Source organism: Nonomuraea fuscirosea, from assembly GCF_035917475.1.
Lineage (GTDB): Bacteria > Actinomycetota > Actinomycetes > Streptosporangiales > Streptosporangiaceae > Nonomuraea > Nonomuraea fuscirosea.
On sequence record NZ_CP109074.1, the window covers coordinates 9,663,048 to 9,678,337 of the forward strand.

General features: G+C 68.5%; 15 protein-coding genes and 2 pseudogenes. 11 read left to right on the forward strand and 6 right to left on the reverse strand.

Translation table 11 applies throughout. From position 1 onward, the window contains the following. Positions 1–26: 26 nt before the first annotated feature. The 5 genes from OIE67_RS44200 (at position 27) to OIE67_RS44220 (ending at position 2,788) form a co-directional block, all read left to right on the forward strand. The gene (locus OIE67_RS44200) at positions 27–374 is read left to right on the forward strand and encodes a hypothetical protein (RefSeq protein ID WP_326631783.1); all 348 of its coding nucleotides are present in this window, start codon (positions 27–29) and stop codon (positions 372–374) included. A 61-nt stretch (positions 375–435) separates the two neighbouring features. Then, the gene (locus OIE67_RS44205) at positions 436–825 is read left to right on the forward strand and encodes a rhodanese-like domain-containing protein (protein WP_326631785.1); all 390 of its coding nucleotides are present in this window, start codon (positions 436–438) and stop codon (positions 823–825) included. Continuing rightward, the gene (locus OIE67_RS44210; RefSeq protein WP_326631787.1) at positions 822–1,298 is read left to right on the forward strand and encodes a MerR family transcriptional regulator; all 477 of its coding nucleotides are present in this window, start codon (positions 822–824) and stop codon (positions 1,296–1,298) included. Before OIE67_RS44205 ends, OIE67_RS44210 begins: the two co-directional genes overlap by 4 nt. A 2-nt stretch (positions 1,299–1,300) precedes the next feature. Continuing rightward, on the forward strand, positions 1,301–1,678 hold the full coding sequence (locus OIE67_RS44215) for a hypothetical protein (protein ID WP_326631789.1): 378 nt from the start codon (positions 1,301–1,303) through the stop codon (positions 1,676–1,678). Positions 1,679–1,807: 129 nt separating this feature from the next. Beyond that, a complete protein-coding gene (locus OIE67_RS44220; protein WP_326631791.1) occupies positions 1,808–2,788 on the forward strand; it encodes an arsenic resistance protein in 981 nt (326 codons plus the stop codon). A 599-nt stretch (positions 2,789–3,387) separates the two neighbouring features. On the opposite strand, the pseudogene OIE67_RS44225 reads toward OIE67_RS44220, so the two are convergent. From OIE67_RS44225 to OIE67_RS44245, 5 genes and pseudogenes are all read right to left on the reverse strand, one after another. Beyond that, positions 3,388–4,224 (reverse strand): annotated as a pseudogene (locus OIE67_RS44225) (IS5 family transposase); the annotation flags it as partial. Between the two features lie 140 nt (positions 4,225–4,364). Beyond that, complete coding sequence (locus OIE67_RS44230) at positions 4,365–4,733, reverse strand: STAS domain-containing protein (RefSeq protein ID WP_326631793.1); 369 nt, start codon at positions 4,731–4,733, stop codon at positions 4,365–4,367. A 7-nt stretch (positions 4,734–4,740) separates the two neighbouring features. Next, the gene (locus tag OIE67_RS44235; protein WP_326631795.1) at positions 4,741–5,052 is read right to left on the reverse strand and encodes a helix-turn-helix transcriptional regulator; all 312 of its coding nucleotides are present in this window, start codon (positions 5,050–5,052) and stop codon (positions 4,741–4,743) included. Between the two features lie 146 nt (positions 5,053–5,198). After that, positions 5,199–6,014: a sulfite exporter TauE/SafE family protein gene (locus OIE67_RS44240; protein WP_326631797.1), complete on the reverse strand. Its 816-nt coding sequence runs from the start codon at positions 6,012–6,014 to the stop codon at positions 5,199–5,201. A gap of 94 nt (positions 6,015–6,108) precedes the next feature. Then, positions 6,109–6,657: a TSUP family transporter gene (locus OIE67_RS44245; protein WP_326631798.1), complete on the reverse strand. Its 549-nt coding sequence runs from the start codon at positions 6,655–6,657 to the stop codon at positions 6,109–6,111. 558 nt (positions 6,658–7,215) lie between these two features. On the opposite strand from OIE67_RS44245, the gene OIE67_RS44250 reads away from it, so the two are divergent. The 6 genes and pseudogenes from OIE67_RS44250 to OIE67_RS44275 all read left to right on the forward strand — a co-directional run. Beyond that, positions 7,216–10,344 carry a Tn3 family transposase gene (locus OIE67_RS44250; protein WP_326631799.1) on the forward strand — a complete coding sequence of 1,043 codons (3,129 nt, stop codon included), beginning with the start codon at positions 7,216–7,218 and terminating at the stop codon, positions 10,342–10,344. After that, the gene (locus OIE67_RS44255) at positions 10,238–11,413 is read left to right on the forward strand and encodes a tyrosine-type recombinase/integrase (RefSeq protein WP_326645677.1); all 1,176 of its coding nucleotides are present in this window, start codon (positions 10,238–10,240) and stop codon (positions 11,411–11,413) included. The genes OIE67_RS44250 and OIE67_RS44255 overlap by 107 nt, the downstream gene beginning before the upstream one ends. Continuing rightward, positions 11,410–12,546, forward strand: a complete 1,137-nt coding sequence (locus OIE67_RS44260; RefSeq protein ID WP_326631800.1) for a hypothetical protein — start codon at positions 11,410–11,412, stop codon at positions 12,544–12,546. The genes OIE67_RS44255 and OIE67_RS44260 overlap by 4 nt, the downstream gene beginning before the upstream one ends. Positions 12,547–12,579: 33 nt before the next feature. Continuing rightward, positions 12,580–13,857: a site-specific integrase gene (locus OIE67_RS44265; protein WP_326631801.1), complete on the forward strand. Its 1,278-nt coding sequence runs from the start codon at positions 12,580–12,582 to the stop codon at positions 13,855–13,857. A gap of 144 nt (positions 13,858–14,001) precedes the next feature. Further along, positions 14,002–14,379, forward strand: coding sequence for a hypothetical protein (locus tag OIE67_RS44270; RefSeq protein WP_326631802.1), 378 nt, complete (start codon positions 14,002–14,004; stop codon positions 14,377–14,379). Between the two features lie 65 nt (positions 14,380–14,444). Further along, positions 14,445–14,669: pseudogene (locus tag OIE67_RS44275) on the forward strand (Tn3 family transposase); the annotation flags it as partial. 120 nt (positions 14,670–14,789) lie between these two features. Here OIE67_RS44275 and OIE67_RS44280 read toward each other — a convergent pair. Further along, positions 14,790–15,290, reverse strand: a complete 501-nt coding sequence (locus tag OIE67_RS44280) for a Fur family transcriptional regulator (protein ID WP_326631803.1) — start codon at positions 15,288–15,290, stop codon at positions 14,790–14,792.

The following is a 15,290-nucleotide window of genomic DNA, read 5'->3' on the forward strand; positions in this document are numbered from 1 at the left end:
CCTAGGTACAGGTTTACCGTCGGGGTATGACACAGAACGCCGCCCTTGACCTGGGATGGGCTCCCACCGCGTGCACCCTGCCCACCGCCGAGCAGCCGCTGCGGGTGGCCGAGTTCGACGCCTTGTTCGCCGAGGCAGTACAGGCGGTGCAGCGTCCCGAGCGGACGCGGCTGCGGCTGGAGCTCGTCTTCAGCCCGGACCACGCCGCCCGGGCCGCCGAGCTGGCCGCGCGGGAGAACGGCTGCTGCTCCTTCTTCACCTTCACCCTGACCGTCGCCGACGGCAGCCTGGCGCTGGAGGTGACGGTCCCGGCCGAGCACATCGAGGTGCTGGACGCGCTGAGCGAGCGCGCCGGCGCGGCGGCCCGCGCGTGAGGCGCTCGGGTCAGGCGCTGGTGAGCCGGCCGCGGAACGCCGCCGGGACAGGAGACTGGTGATGGAGCTCATCACGCGTGAGGACCTGCTGGCACTGCTGGAGAGCGGGGGCGTGCAACTGGTGGAGGCGCTGCCGGCCGACGCCTTCAACGCCGAGCACCTGCCCGGCGCGCGCAACGTGACGGACCGGGTGTCGGCCGAGCTGGCCGAGCAGGTGGCGCCCGATCGGGCCGCCCCGGTGGTGGTCTACTGCTCGGGCCCGTACTGCAACCGCTCGAAGATAGCCGCCGCGGCCTTCGCCCGGCTCGGGTACGCCGAGGTGCGCGTATACGCGGGCGGCAAGGAGGACTGGGCGCAGGCCGGGCTGGCCTTCGAGGGCAACCGCGCAAACACGCCCACGACCGCGAGCACGATCAGCGGCGCGGCCGCCGCGGCGGGACGGCCGTCGTGAGGCAGGACATCGTGCTGCAGGGCGGCCGGGACGGGTCGTATCTGCGCAGCGGGCAGGTGGCCGAGCAGGCCGGGGTCAACCTGCAGACGCTGCGCTACTACGAACGCCGCGGGCTGATCGCCGAACCGGCGCGCAGCCCCGGCGGGCACCGCGCCTACCCGCCCGAGACCGTCACCCTGCTCACGGTGATCAAGGCCGCGCAGCGGCTCGGCTTCACCCTGGAGGAGGTGGCCGAGCTTCTCGACACCGGCCGGCGCGGCCATCCCACCCCGGACTTGCGGGAGCGCGCCCAAGCCAAGATCGCCGAAGTGGAGGCGAAGATCGCCGACCTGACCACCATCCGGGCGGCGCTCGTCCAGGTGGTCAGCGCGGGCTGCGACAGCCTGACCCACTGCACCTGCCCCGACTGTCCCCTGCCGTTCGCCGACCTGGCCGAAGGCAACCGTGCCTCCAACGCCCCCGAGGAGAGCTGACCGTGAGCACCCACCACGACCACCGCCCGTCCACCGGACCCGTCACCGTGCCTGTCTCCACGCGCGGCAGCGAGCCGGGCGAGCGCATCACCGACGGTGGCGGGCCGCCACTGCGCAGCAAGGTCACCGCCGCCCTGGCCGTGCTGGCGTGCGCGGCCTGCTGCGCGCTGCCGCTGGTGATCGGCGCCGGACTGCTCACCGGCGCCGGTGCCGCGCTGGCCGAACAGACGCTGCTGGCCGTGGCCGGGCTGCTGATCGCCGCCGCGGCGGGCATGTGGTGGCTGCACCGCCGCCGCGCCTCACGCACGACCGCCGGCGTGGCCACCAGCCCGGTCACGGGGGCCGGCTGCGGCTGTGGTGGGAGCAGCTGCGGGTGCTGAACCGCCCCGTATCGGCCGGCACCGACCCGCCCCGGCGCAAGCGACATCGTGGCCCACCGCTGAAGCGGCCCGGCGCGGCCGATACCGTCGCCTCGACCGACGAGGCGGCTTGAACAGGAGAAGACGCAGGTGACGCAGCAGACGCAGACGCCCGGTGCGGTCGCGGGAATGGAACGGCACCAGGTCGCCATCTACGTGGGGGCGATCGCCGCCGGTGCCGTAGCGGGGTGGGCCGTCCCGCACCTGGGGCCGGTGCTGGAGCATGCGATCAACCCCGTGCTGGCGGCCCTGCTGTATGTGACGTTCCTGCAGGTGCCCGCGGCCGACCTGGTGCGCTCGCTGCGCGCGGGCCGGTTCCTGGCGGCCGCGCTGGTGGTGAACTTCATCGCGGTGCCGCTGGTGGTCGCGGCGATGTTCGCCTTCCTGCCCGCCGACCAGGCGGTGCGCCTCGGCGTGCTGCTGGTGCTGCTGACGCCGTGCGTCGACTACGTGATCGTCTTCTCCGGGCTGGCCGGAGGCGACAGCCGGCGGCTGCTGGCCGCCACGCCGCTGCTGCTGCTCGCTCAGATGGTCGCGCTGCCGGTACTGCTGGTGGCGTTCATGGGCGAGCAGCTGACCACGGTGGTCGAGCCGGGGCCGTTCGTCGAGGCGTTCGTGGTGCTGATCGTCATCCCGCTGGCGCTGGCCTGGCTCACCCAGGCGTGGGCGGCCCGCCGCCCCGCCGGGCGCGCCGTCGCCCACGGGGCGGGCGCGGCGATGGTGCCGCTGATGGCGGCCACCCTGATCACGGTGGTCGCCTCCCAGGTGCCCAAGCTGGACGGCCGCCTGGCCGCGGTCGCCGCCGTGGTGCCGTTCTACGTGCTGTTTTTGGTCGTGATGGTCGTGGTCGGTCTGGTCGTCGCACGGCTGTTCCGGCTGGACGTGCCGGCCGGGCGGGCGATCGTGTTCACCGGCGCCACCCGCAACTCTCTGGTCGTGCTGCCGGTGGCGCTGGCGCTGCCGGACGCGATGGGCATCGCCGCTGCGGTGGTGGTCACCCAGACCCTGGTGGAGGTGGTGGGCATGGTCGTCTACGTCCGCCTGGTGCCCCGGCTGCTACCGCTGCGCTGACAGGCCCGCGAACGCCGGCGCGGCAGGAAGCGCGACCCATCGGGGTCTCTTGCCGCGCCATGCTCCATCGTTATCTTGGGCAGTCAAGCGAATAGCTGGCCAGCTGCCTGAAGGCCTGTCACGGCACGTTAGGCAAGAAGGTTCGGCGCAGTCTGTTGATCTTGCTTGGTGGTCAGCAAGTGAAGGCCCCGGCAGCGGTGGCCGACGGGGTCGTGATGGTCAGGGTGGTGCCGGGGTTAGTCACCCGCTTCGGCCGCCTTCGGAGGCTCGGGCTGGGCCGGTGCCTGAACTGTCTGGATGGCCTCTTCCACTGAGAGCCTGCTGACAAAGGCTTAAGTGCTGGCGGGCATGGGCCCGTAGAGAGCCGGTCCGATCTTGTTGATGTAGCCCTGGTGGGACCATTGGGACAGCTGAACGCGGAAGCTGTTGACGTTCTCGATCCCGAGGATGGCGGCCAGCTCACTTCCTCGCCAGGCTCGCCACGGCTGGGCGGCCAGGAGCTGCAAGACCTTGCCGCGCCGGTCGGGGCTGGACAAGACCGGTAGCGGTGGCGGGTCGCCCCAGCGGCTCGGAGATGGCAGGCCCGCCAGCTCGCGCGTCAGTCGGCGGGTCATCTGGTGCACGGTGGCCCACCAGATCATGGCCTCGTGATGGACGGGCTTGCGTTCGTGGATCCGCGCCAGGCGGCGGTAGCGGACCAGCCAGGCGAACGTCCTTTCTGCCACCCACCTGCGCGGCAGCACGACGAAGCCACGCAGATCGTCGGAGCGCTTGACGATCGTGACGGTCAGGTGGAGCACGTCGCGTGCCCAGGTGAGCAGGCGCCCGGCGTAGCCGCCATCCGCCCAGACCAGCGCGATGGCGGAGAACTTCTCCCGCAGCCGGGCCAGCAGCGGGTGGGCGCCGTCACGGTCTTGGACGGAGGCGGCGGTGACGATCACGCACAACAGCAGTCCGAGCGTGTCGACCGCGATATGCCGCTTCTGTCCCTTGATCTTCTTGCCCGCGTCGTACCCGCAGGCTGCCGCGCCGACGGTCTCGGCCGCCTTGACCGTCTGGGAGTCGATGCACCCGGCGGTGGGCAGCTCGGCGCGTCCGGCCAGGATGCGCAGCCGGCCGCGTAAGCGCCCGGCGAGCCGTTCGGGCAGACCACGCCGGGACCACCGCAGGAAGAAGGCGTAGACCGCCTCATGCGGCGGGAAGTCCACCGGCAGGGCCCGCCATTCGATCCCATACCTGGTCACGTAGTTGATCGCGTCGAGTGTCGCGCGCAGGTCATGCACCATCGGCCTGCCGGTGGCCTGGACCAGCTCGGCCATCACCGCCCGCGCCTCGCCTTCGAGCACCGCCCATTCGGCATCGGTCAGATCCGGCGGATATGACGGCTTGCGGTCATGACATCGGCATCCCGGTGAGGCGCAACCACTGGCGCTCACGGACGCGGGCGTGTAAACAGACAACCACGGGCTCCTGGTTGCCGAGTTGCGTAGACAACACCTCAGCTATCAGGAGCCCGCTCCTGTCCGCAGGCGTATCGCTCGAAGAGCTCGACCAGGGCATCCCCTGTGATCCGGCCTCAGCGACCAAATCCTTCGTCAGCAGGCTCTGAGGCTTCGACCTGGAAGGCCGTGCGCAGGCCGGTGATCATCAAGATGCGCTCCAGCAGGGGCGGGAGGCTCGACAAGACCAGGTTGCTGTGCTGTTCGCGGCTTTGCCGCAGTAGCAGCACCAGCACGCCGACGCCCATGGAGTCGCAGAACGTCACGCCGCTCAAGTCGAGCACCAGGCCGGCGGACTGGGTCGCCTGCCAGGCGTCCTTCACCTGGCGGTGCAGCACTCCCGAGGTCAGATAATCCAGTTCGCCGGCCGCGCGGGCGACGATGAAGCTCTCATGCAGGCCGATGGTGACGGTGAAGCGCTCGGTGGAGTCGCTCTGCTCATCCATAGGAACATCATCCGTGAGGCAGATCACGTTCGGCGAAGCGGGCAATCAGCAAACGGACGGGCAGTCCAGCTTCGCTCCGGTGCCGGAAGGGCTGGTCCAAGTTGAGCGTGTAGCGGTTGCGCCGGCCGATCCGTTCCCGGGTCAGGTAGCCGGCCTGGTGCAGGTCGGAGACGATGGCCTGCACCGCGCGTTCAGTGATGCCGACGCGGGCGGCGATGTCGCGCACCCGCTGATCGGGATCGCGGGCGATCCCGATCAGCACCCGAGCGTGATGAGTGAGGAACGTCCAGGTGACGCGACGGTCGTCGGATGCGTTCACGGCTCGCCTTCTCCTGCCCTCACGCCCCGTCCCGGCTGAAAGCGGGGCGAACCTCCTGCCGTGTTGCCGATGGTATGACGAACCATCTTTCAGGTATCGGACTTCAGCCAGGAAAGCTGTCCCTGAGGCATGGAGATGCGCGGCAGTCAGGTGTGGCGGGCCATCTTGACGGCTGAGATCAGCAAGACGAGGGCCAGGATGGGGATGAGGACCAGGTCGGGGATGGCGCCGAGCAGCAGGCCGCCGAGCAGAGCGCCGGTGACGGAACCGGCGACCATGACGGCGACGAAGCGCAGGTTGGACCGCAGGACGGCGAAGCTGCCGTCGCGGCTGTAGCGGGCGAAGGCGACCAGCATGGTGGGCAGGGACACCAGCAGCGACAGGCTGCCGGCGGTTTTGATGTCGAGCGCGTATAGCAGCACGATCGTGGGGATCAGCAGTTCGCCGCCGGCCACGCCCATGATGGCGGCCACCACGCCGATGCCGAACCCGGCCGCGACCCCCGCGACGACCTGCGCCGCGCCGGGCAGGGCCAGCGCGCCCAGGCTGGTGGTGTGGGTGAGCACCAGGGCGGCGGCCATGACCACCATCAGAGCCGCGAGCACCTTGTACAGGGTGGCGGTGCGCATCCGCACCGCCCAGGAGGCGCCCGCCCATGCCCCGAGCAGGCTGCCGGCCAGGAGGTTGGCCGCGACGCTCCAGTGCGCGGCCAGCTCGGCGAGGGGGACGGCGGCCAGCCGGGCGGGCAGCGCGGTAAGGACCACGATGAGGCTCATCGCCTTGTTCATGATGACCGCCGCCAGCGCGGCGAACCCGAACAGGCTGATCAGCAGCGGGAGCCGGAACTCGGCGCCGCCCAGACCGATCATGCCGCCCAGCACGCCGACCGCCGCGCCGGCGGCGAAGGCTGATGGCAGCGAGCGCACCACACGCGCGGGGACAGCAGCCTCTTCCTGGGTCATGCCGATCAGAGTAGACAGACGAGCAGACCGGCCGCGCCTGCGCTCCTCACCACCACGGACGTCTTCATGTCCGAGATGGTCCTAGATACGCAGGTCAGCCACCGGTGATAGCCAGCAGCAGCCCGGAAGCGATCAACCCAGCCTCGACCAGGAGCACGAACACGTGGGCGGGCAATCGGTCGACGATCTTCTTGCCGGCCCAGGCGCCGGCCGCGCTCGCGGGGGCCAGGGCCAGGCCCGTGGCGGCGCTGGTGGCGGTCAGCACCGCGGCGGCGCCGAAGACGACCAGCTTGGTCAGGTGCATCACCACCGCGGCGGCTGCCTCGGTGCCGATGTAGGCGCCGCGCAGCAGTCCACGGGCCAGGAAGAACGGGGCGACCATCGGCCCGACCGAGCCGACCAGCGCGGAGCCGAAACCTGAGGCCGCCCCGACAGCGGCGTAGGCCTTGTCATCCAGCCGGGCCGCGTGCGGACGCCTGCGCCGCCAGGCGACCATGACCAGCAGGAACACGCCGATGACACGGGTAAGGGCGGCCAGCGGCGCGGTGGCGAACAGCAGCGCGCCGGCGATCGCGGCCGGGACCGCCCCGATGGCGAAGGTGCCGACCAGACGGCGGTCGACCTCGGCCCGGTTGAACCACACTGGCCAGTTGCGCGACGGTCAGCACCGCCACCGCGTCCCGGGGGCCCAGGACGGCGACGAACACGGGCAACAGCAGCACGCCGCCGCCGAACCCGGCCACCGCCGACAACGCCGCGGTGGCGAACGTCGCGGCCACCATCACGATCACCAGCAGCCCCGTGTTCATGGCACTGCATTGTTCCCGCCGGCCCCCAGCCGTCCAAGGCCGGGGGTGCCGTGGCGGATGGTCTCAGGCCGGCAGGCCCAGGGTCGGGCGCTTCCCAGGCGGTCAGATGCCGGTCAGGATCGGTTTCCCGCTGCGCTAATTGATTGATCAGGTCGGTGAGGGCTTGCCGGTCCTGCGCGTGACGGCGGCGGCTGTTGCCAGGGGGGCAGACCAAGTACGGGAGAAAGGGACAGCGGGCTGCTGAACTGCTAGGTCAGAGGGGTGTTTCTCGAATGATGTGACCCTCCGCTTGGGTTTGATTGCGGTTTGGTGAACCAAGCATCCGTCGGAGTTGATCGTCGTTACGGTTTCGGCGTCTGGACGCCGAGATCGAGGCGAGGGACGGCCTTGGGATGACGTGGATCGAGCGGACCGCCTATCCGCAGTTCAAGCGGCTGACGTCGGCGCGGGTGCTGCACGTGTTCTTCACGCCGTCGCCGGAAGAGGTGGCCTGGGCCGAACAGCGCACCGGCAGCCCCGAGTCGTGCTTCGCGCTGGTGCTGGCGTTGAAGTGCTTTCAGAAGATGGCGCGCTTCCCGTCCCCGGATGAGATCCCCGACGTGGTGATCGACCACGTCCGGCGCTGCCTGGAGTTGGCCGAGGACATCTGGCCGGACCACGGGTCCTCCCCGAGCGCGAAGGCGCATCGCAAGCTGGTGCGCCAGCGTCAGGGCGTGAAGTACGACGCAGGCCGGGCCCGGGCGATCGCCGCGGTGGCGATCCGGAAGGCGGCCCAGGCCAAGAACAACCCGGCGGACCTGATCAACGTGGCGATCGAGGAGTTGCTCCGACTCCGGCTGGAGCTGCTCGGATACACGACGCTGGAGGACCTGGCCACGAGCATCCGCGCCGAGGTGAACGCCACGATCTTCGCCACGATCCTGCAGCGGATGGGCGAGGCAGGCCGGGCCCGGATGGAGGGGTTGCTCGTCGTCGGTCCGGACGGCAAATCGACGTTCAACCGGCTCAAGAAGCCCGCCCAGCGGGCCACCTGGTCGCGATTTCGTGACCAGGTGAAATGGTTGGATCAGGTGGACGCGCTCGGCGACACCGACGCGTGGCTGGAGGGCATCGCGCCGTCGAAGATCGCTGACTTCGCGGGTGAGGCCGACGCGCAGGACGCCGACACCTTATCGCGCTACGACCCGGTCAAGCAGGTGGCGTTGCTGGCGTGCCTGACGCACACCGCCCGGATGCGGGCCCGCGATGACCTGGCCGAGATGTTGTGCAAGAGGATGGCCGCCCATGTCAAACGGGCCAAGGCGGAGCTGGAGGAGATCCGCGCCCGGCAGCGCGCGACCAGCGAGCGGCTGATCGGCACTTACCGTCAGGTGCTGGAACGTCTCGACCCCGGCAGTGAGACCTCGGCCGCCGGGGTCGAGGCGGTGGCGCGGGCCGTGGAGGCGGTGACCTCGTGCGCCGGCAATGCCGGGCAGGTCCAGGCGCTGGGCGAGGTGCTGTCGGCGCTCGTGGTGCAGACCCACGGCGTGCAGGTGGTGCGGGCGGCGGTGGAGCAGGCCGGTGGGTTCGCCGCCCAGCTGGCCGACATCGAGGAGGTGGCCGCCTTCCACGGTGACGCGCACGAGTTGCTGGTGTACCGGTTCTTCAAGAGGGACCGGCCGGCGCTGTTCGAGCTGGCGGGCAAGCTGCGGTTGAAGGCCACCTCCAGCGACGATTCGGTGCTGGCCGCGCTGGCGCACGCCCGGGAGCATTCACCCAAGCGGCGTGACTTCATCCCGCTGCCCCCGGCGGTGGAGGAGGATGAGCCGGAGTCGGGGATCGCGTTCGCCTCGGGCAACTGGCGGCGCGCGGTGACCGACCGCAGGCGGCCCGGCATGGTGGCGCGCCGGCATTTCGAGGCGATGGTGTTCTGCTACCTGGCTGAGGAGCTGCGCACCGGGGACGTGGCCGTGCTCGGCTCGAACGAGTACGCCGACTGGGGCGCGCACCTGCTGCCCTGGGATGACTGCCAGCCACGGCTGGCCGCCTTCTGCGAGAAGGTTGGGCTACCCGACACCCCCGCCGGTTTCGTCGCCCACCTCAAGGACACCCATCTGAGTGCGGCCGCGCATCTGGACGCCGGCTACCTCGACAACGCCGACCTGGTCATCGACGAGGGCGGGGTGCCCACCCTCAAGCGCCGCCGCGGCAAGGGCAGCGATGCCGAGGCCGAACGGCTGGCGGCCGAGATCGAACGGCGCATGCCCGAACGCTCGCTGCTGTCGATCGTCGCGCGCACCGCCCACTGGCTGAGCTGGTATCGCCACTTCGGCCCCGCCTCCGGCTCCGACCCCAAGATCAAAGACAAGCTGGGGCGGTACTCGCTGGCGGTGTTCACCGGCGGCATCAACATCGGCCCGTACGAGGCGGCCAAGCACATCGCCGGCGTCACCGCCCGCGAGCTGTCGATGGTCCGCAACCGGCACATCACCCTGAAGAAGCTGAACGCCGCGATCGCGGATGTGGTCAACGCCTTCGCCGAGCTGGACGTGGTCAAGGCCTGGGGGGATGGCAGCACGGTGGCCGCCGACGGCACCCAGGTGGACACCTACATTGACAATCTGCTGGCCGAGACCAGCATCCGGTACGGAGGATTCGGCGGGATCGCCTACCACTACATCTCCGACACCTACGTGGCGCTGTTCTCCCGGTTCATCCCGTGCGGGGTGTGGGAGGCGGTGCACCTGATCGAAGGGTTGCTGGCCAACGACTCCGACGTCCAGCCCTCCACCGTGCACGCCGACACCCAAGGCCAGAACTTCCCGGTCTTCGCCCTGGCCACGTTGTTCGGGTTCGACCTGATGCCGCGCATCCGCAACTTCAAGGACCTGATCTTCTTCCGCGCATCCGAGAAGACTATCTATCCGCACATCGACCAGCTGTTCGGCGAGCGCGGCCGCAACGTCATCGACTGGAAGCTGATCGACAAGCACTGGATCGACCTGATGCAGGTGGCCATCTCCATCAGCGAGGGCCGCCTGTCCTCGGCCACGCTGATGCGGCGGCTGCGGTCCAACTCCCGCAAGAACCGCATCTACAAGGCCTTCCGCGAGGTCGGCCGCAGCGTACGTACCGTCGCTCTGTTGCGGTATCTGGCCGACCCGGCGCTGCGAGCGCGCGTCACCGCGGCGACGAACAAGGTCGAGTCCTACAACGGGTTCTCCAAGTGGCTCGGGTTCGGCGGGGTGCTGGCCGACAACGACCCCGAAGAGCAGGAGAAACTGATCAAGTTCAACACGCTGCTGGCCAACTACCTGTTGACTGAACTACCTGGGGAGTTTTCCCAGTTCAATGGACATGCGGTTGGTTTGGTGGTTACGGTCCCTCATCGTGATCGGAAGCGAAGAGGGAGCCCGGGATCTTGCCCGGTTGGCCGTGCCGTTGGTCGGGGAGTTGCTGGAGACCAGGAATCGGTGGGAGCCGTACCGGCTGCTGGATCCGTCCGGCGAGGTGGTCGAGGCGGTCACGCTCTACTTCCGTGATCTGCAGGCGGCCGGTCGTGCGGAGGCGACAGTCCGCTCCTATGGCATGGACCTTCTGCGCTGGTTCCGGTTCCTGTGGGCGATCGAGGTTCCGTGGGATCACGCGACCCGCGTGGAGGCCCGTGACTTCTGTCGTTGGCTGCTGATCGCTGGCAAGCCCATCCGTTCGCGCAACGGTGACCAGGGCGCGGCTGCGCCCGCTTCGAGCGGGAAGTCGTACGCGGAGTCGGTGCGCGCTCATAGCGAGACGGTGCTGCGCCGGTTCTATGACCTGCATCGCGACGCCGGGAGCGGACCGATTCTCAACCCGTTCCCGTTGGATCGGTCGAGGCGGGGCAGCCGGGCGAACGCCCACCACAACCCGATGGAGATCTTCCGGAACGAGCGGACGGGGTTGTATCGGCCGCGAGTGCCGACTCGGATCCCGCGCAGCATCCCTGATGAGGAGTTCAACGAGATCTTCGCCAGGCTCCCCTCGCATCGGGATCGGGCGCTGGTCGCCTTCTATGTGTCGACCGGCGCCCGAGCCTCTGAGCTGCTCTCGACCTCCCAGGGCGGCGTCGATCCCGGACGCCAGCTGATCTCCGTCGTCCGAAAGGGCACCCGCCTGGTTCAGGAACTGCCCGCTTCGACCGACGCGTTCGTCTGGCTGCGGCTCTACCAGGTGGAGATGCAGGAACTGATCCCTAACGGCCGACGGCAGCCGCTATGGTGGACGCTGCGCCGACCAGTGCGGCCGCTCACCTATCACGCGGTGCACCGCATGTTCGAGCGGGTCAACGAGCGAGCCAGCACGTCAGCGACCTTGCACGCCCTCCGCCACACCGCGGCCTACCGGATGGCTGAAGACCCGGCGCTGCCCCTTACCGACGTCCAGTTCGTCCTCGGCCACGCTCAGCTCACCACCACCCAGATCTACCTCACGCCGCGCCAGGAGGACGTGATCCGCCGGATGCTGGCCCACCATGCCGAGCAGACCAGGCAGGCGGCCCGGCGCAGTGAACCTCAACCCGCTCCTGGCTACCGGCCCGAAACGCTGGACGTGCTGTTCGGAAGTCAGTCCCGATGACGCAAATCACCGTTGAGGACGCGGTATCCCATGACGGTCGGATCGGCCGCGGAGCCACTCTGCGGCGCGAGGCGCGAGCTCGGTTCCCCGCTCGTCCTGTCATTCAGGATTGGCCGACCACCCGAGACTCCGCCGAGTGGACATCATTGCGGTTGACCAGCCCGCCGTTCATGCGCGACAGCTCCAGCAGTCAGCACCACCGTGAGGTGGGCCTGTCCGTCCTGCTGGACGCTCTTTCGCAGCAGCCCGGCGTGACCTGGCAGCAACGCTGGGCCGCCAGCGGCGCCGAAGAAGCCGGAGCAGAGTGGAAAGAGCTGTTTCTGCCGTTTTGGGAGCGAAGGTATGGCGGCAGCCAGCGGGAATGGCATCGGACCGCCCTGACCTCGGCGCTCGTGACCATGATCAGCGCGGACTCCGTGCGGCCTTCGTCGTCGTGGTTGCTGCAGAAGACGACTGGCCAGGGCACGCTGGTGAGCGAGATGGCACGCTCTCGCGACGCAGCTGGGTTTCGGCGGCTGGAGGCGCTCTGCGCGGCTGACACCAGTGTTTCGGTCGTGGCCGGCAGCCATACCCTCTACCGCAGTGCCATCATCATCGCGGCCAAGGGCGGGGTCCTCACCGACGTCACCGTCGGGGACGTCCTCGAGCTCCTCGATATCGAGGCCCGGCTGCACGTTAAGGCCACCGGCCACGCCGCGGTGTTCTATCGGATGCTGCACTCGCTGGTGTCCTTCGCGCCGCCCGCCCCGCCGACGCTGAAGGAACTGGGTCCCACCGGCCAGCAGACGCCCGCCGAGCTGATCGACCGCTACAACATCCAGTGCCGCCCCATCCGGGATCTGCTGGTCGACTACCTGCAAGAACGTCAGCCCGCCCTGGACTACGTCAGTTTGAAATCTCTGGCCTTCAAGCTCGGCAGCCAGTTCTGGGCCGACATCGAACGCCACCACCCCGGCATCGGCACGCTGCGGCTACCTCCAGAGGTCGCCATCGCGTGGAAACAGCGGATGCAGACCAAGACCAGGAAGGTCGCCACCGGCACTGGGGAGACCGTGGAGGTCACCACCGAACGCGTGAACTTCCGCGAGAGCCTGACTCCGGTCCGGGCCTTCTACCTGGACCTGGCTCACTAGGCGGTGGAAGATCCAGCGAGATGGGGGCCCTGGGTGGTGCCCTGCCCGATCAAAGAAGAAGAGGTCAACCTCCGCAAGAACCGACGCCGCCGCAAGGCCCGCATGGACGCCCGCACCCGTGAACGGCTCCCCGTCTTGCCCGTCTTGGTCCGCACCGTCGATGAACAACGCAGAACCAGCCAGGCCCTGCTGGCCGCCGCGCAGCAGGTCGCTCAAGGCGAACCCTTCACCGCGGCCGGTCAGACCCTGGTCCGCTCGATCACGCCGAACGCGCACGGCGACAAGGTGTGGGCCGACGACCCAGAGACCGGCAAGCGCCGCGACCTCACCCACGAAGAGGACTACGCATTCTGGACCTGGGCCATCGTCGAAGTCCTGCGAGCGACCGGAGTTCGCATCGAGGAGCTCCTGGAACTCAGCCACCACAGCCTCGTGCAGTATCGACTGCCGACCACCGGCGAGATTGTCCCGCTCCTGCAGATCGCTCCCTCGAAGACCGACGCCGAGCGCATGCTGGTCGTCAGTCCCGAACTGGCGGACGTGCTGAGCGCAATCATCTCCCGGCTGCGGCAACCGGCTGGGGCGGTGCCCATCGTCCCTGCCTATGACCGTCACGAATGTGTCTGGGCGAAGCCAGCACCGCTGCTGTTCCAGCGCAGCATCGCCCGTGAACAGCGCGCCATCGGCGAGTGGGTCGCCCGCAGAATGCTCAACATGGGCCTGGCCAAGACCGGGCTCATCGACCCCGCAACGGGCGGGCCGCTACTCTTCACCCCGCATGACTTTCGCCGCTTGTTCTTGACCGATGCCATTCTCAACGGACTGCCTCCACACATCGCCCAGGTCATCGCAGGACACAAGGACATCAACGTCACGCTGAACTACAAGGCCGTCTATCCCGACGAGGCCATCCTGGCCCACCTGGCCTTTCTCTCCCGCCGCCGCGCCCTGCGCCCCACCGACGAATACCGCGTCCCTACCGATGAGGAATGGCAAGAATTTCTGGGACACTTCGAGATGAGAAAGGTCGCCACCGGCACCTGCGGACGCGCCTTCGGCACCCCATGTATTCACGAGCACAGTTGTCTGCGTTGCCCGCTCCATTGGCCTTCGCCCGAACAACGCGACCGCATCGCCGAGATCCGCGACAACCTCGAAGCCCGCATCGTCGAGGCCGAACGCGAAGGCTGGGTTGGCGAAGTTGAGGGCCTCAAGGTCAGCCTCGCCGGCGCCGAGGACAAGCTCGCCCAGATTGACCGACGCTCCAGCACCACAGTCGACCTCAACCCCCCGACCCGCAGCACTCGTTGAGCCCAACGACACCCACTCGCAACTCATCAAAATCAAGTTCAGAGAAGCCGTGATCACACCTGCCACCGTTGGATCATCTAAGTTGCAGACGTCGCTGGTTCCGACTGATCCTTTGCGTTATCGACGACCAAGAGGGAGAACAACGTGGGGCTGACTCTGTTTCCGGGAGACGGAGACACCAGCAGTCCCGACGTCGCCTGGTCATACAGCGGCTTCGCCGCGTTCCGGCGACAGCTGGCGCAAGCTGAGGAGTTCGCTCTCTCCGAGATGTGGGGCTTCGGCGGAGAGCGCCCCTGGAGTGATGTCTCCACCTCGCTCGAACCACTCCTCGATCGCCCCGATGACGGCGGAGGCGAGCTCTCGCCCACCGAGTGTGCCGCGCTCCTGCCCCGACTGGAGGCGATCGTCGACCAGTGGCGGAACGAGGTCGACGTCCCTCGGGCACACCTCGATGCGGCCCAACAGCTGACGGTCGTTCTGCGGCTGTGCGTCGCGAAGGACGTCGAACTTCTCTTCCTCTGATGTTCGCGAAGCCGGGGCCGTTCCTCACGCTCCCGCGGTTACGGGACAGCCCTTAGTTCAGAGAACTGGTCGTCTTCCACAACGCGCTGGACATCTCCGACGTCGTGCGGCAGCTGGTCGCCGAGGGCTGGAGCATCACCGCCGACCAGCTCGGCCAGATCGCCCCGTACCTGCGGGCCCACATCAGCCGCTTCGGCGCGTACGCCACCGACGAGCTACGTCACCGGCCGGATCCGTTCGATCCGCTGCTGAAAGAGGTCGACTTCACCGACGTCGAGCTGGCTGCTTGATCGCCGGGCGCGCCGCGGTCGTGGTGATCAAATCCATACAGCCGAAGGTCATCCAGTCCACCACCGTGGCCTCCAGGTCGCCCTGTCAGCAAGACAACATCCACCGCTTCGGCGACTTGTCTACGACCTGGACGGTCGGGTGGAGGATATGGATATCCATCTAGATTTGATCATCGACAGCGATACGGCCTCGGCGCCCGAGGTTTCTGCCGGCTGTTGGGCGCATTCTCGGCAGCGTCCGCGCAATACCTGACCGGCCGGGTCGGGGTCGAAATCGAGCTGGCCACCCAGGTGGACCGTGATGGGATCGAGCTCGTTGGCGGGCACCTCGACCAGCAGCCCGCACTGTTCGCAGATGAGGTGGTTGTGCGGTGTCGCGTCCAGGCCGAAGAGCACTTCCCCGGCGTAGTCGATGCTGTGCAGGATGCCGGATTCCGTCATGGCCGCCACGTTCCGGTAGACCGTGGAGGTATTGATGGTTGGCTGGATGTCGGCCGCGCGCCGGTAGAGTTCCGGGACGCTCAGATGGGTCGCGGACTGCTGGAGGATGGTCAGGAGCGTCATGCGGGGACCGGTGCGCCGCAGGCCGCTGCGGACGAGCAGTTCCTTGATGTCCGCCAC

What these genes read in the sequence shown, in the direction of transcription:
- OIE67_RS44200 (WP_326631783.1), top strand. Translation starts at nt 27, where the DNA reads ATGACACAGAACGCCGCCCTTGACCTGGGATGGGCTCCCACCGCGTGC.
- OIE67_RS44205 (WP_326631785.1), top strand. Translation starts at nt 436, where the DNA reads ATGGAGCTCATCACGCGTGAGGACCTGCTGGCACTGCTGGAGAGCGGG.
- OIE67_RS44230 (WP_326631793.1), bottom strand. Translation starts at nt 4,733, where the DNA reads ATGGATGAGCAGAGCGACTCCACCGAGCGCTTCACCGTCACCATCGGC.
- OIE67_RS44240 (WP_326631797.1), bottom strand. Translation starts at nt 6,014, where the DNA reads ATGACCCAGGAAGAGGCTGCTGTCCCCGCGCGTGTGGTGCGCTCGCTG.
- OIE67_RS44250 (WP_326631799.1), top strand. Translation starts at nt 7,216, where the DNA reads ATGACGTGGATCGAGCGGACCGCCTATCCGCAGTTCAAGCGGCTGACG.
- OIE67_RS44260 (WP_326631800.1), top strand. Translation starts at nt 11,410, where the DNA reads ATGACGCAAATCACCGTTGAGGACGCGGTATCCCATGACGGTCGGATC.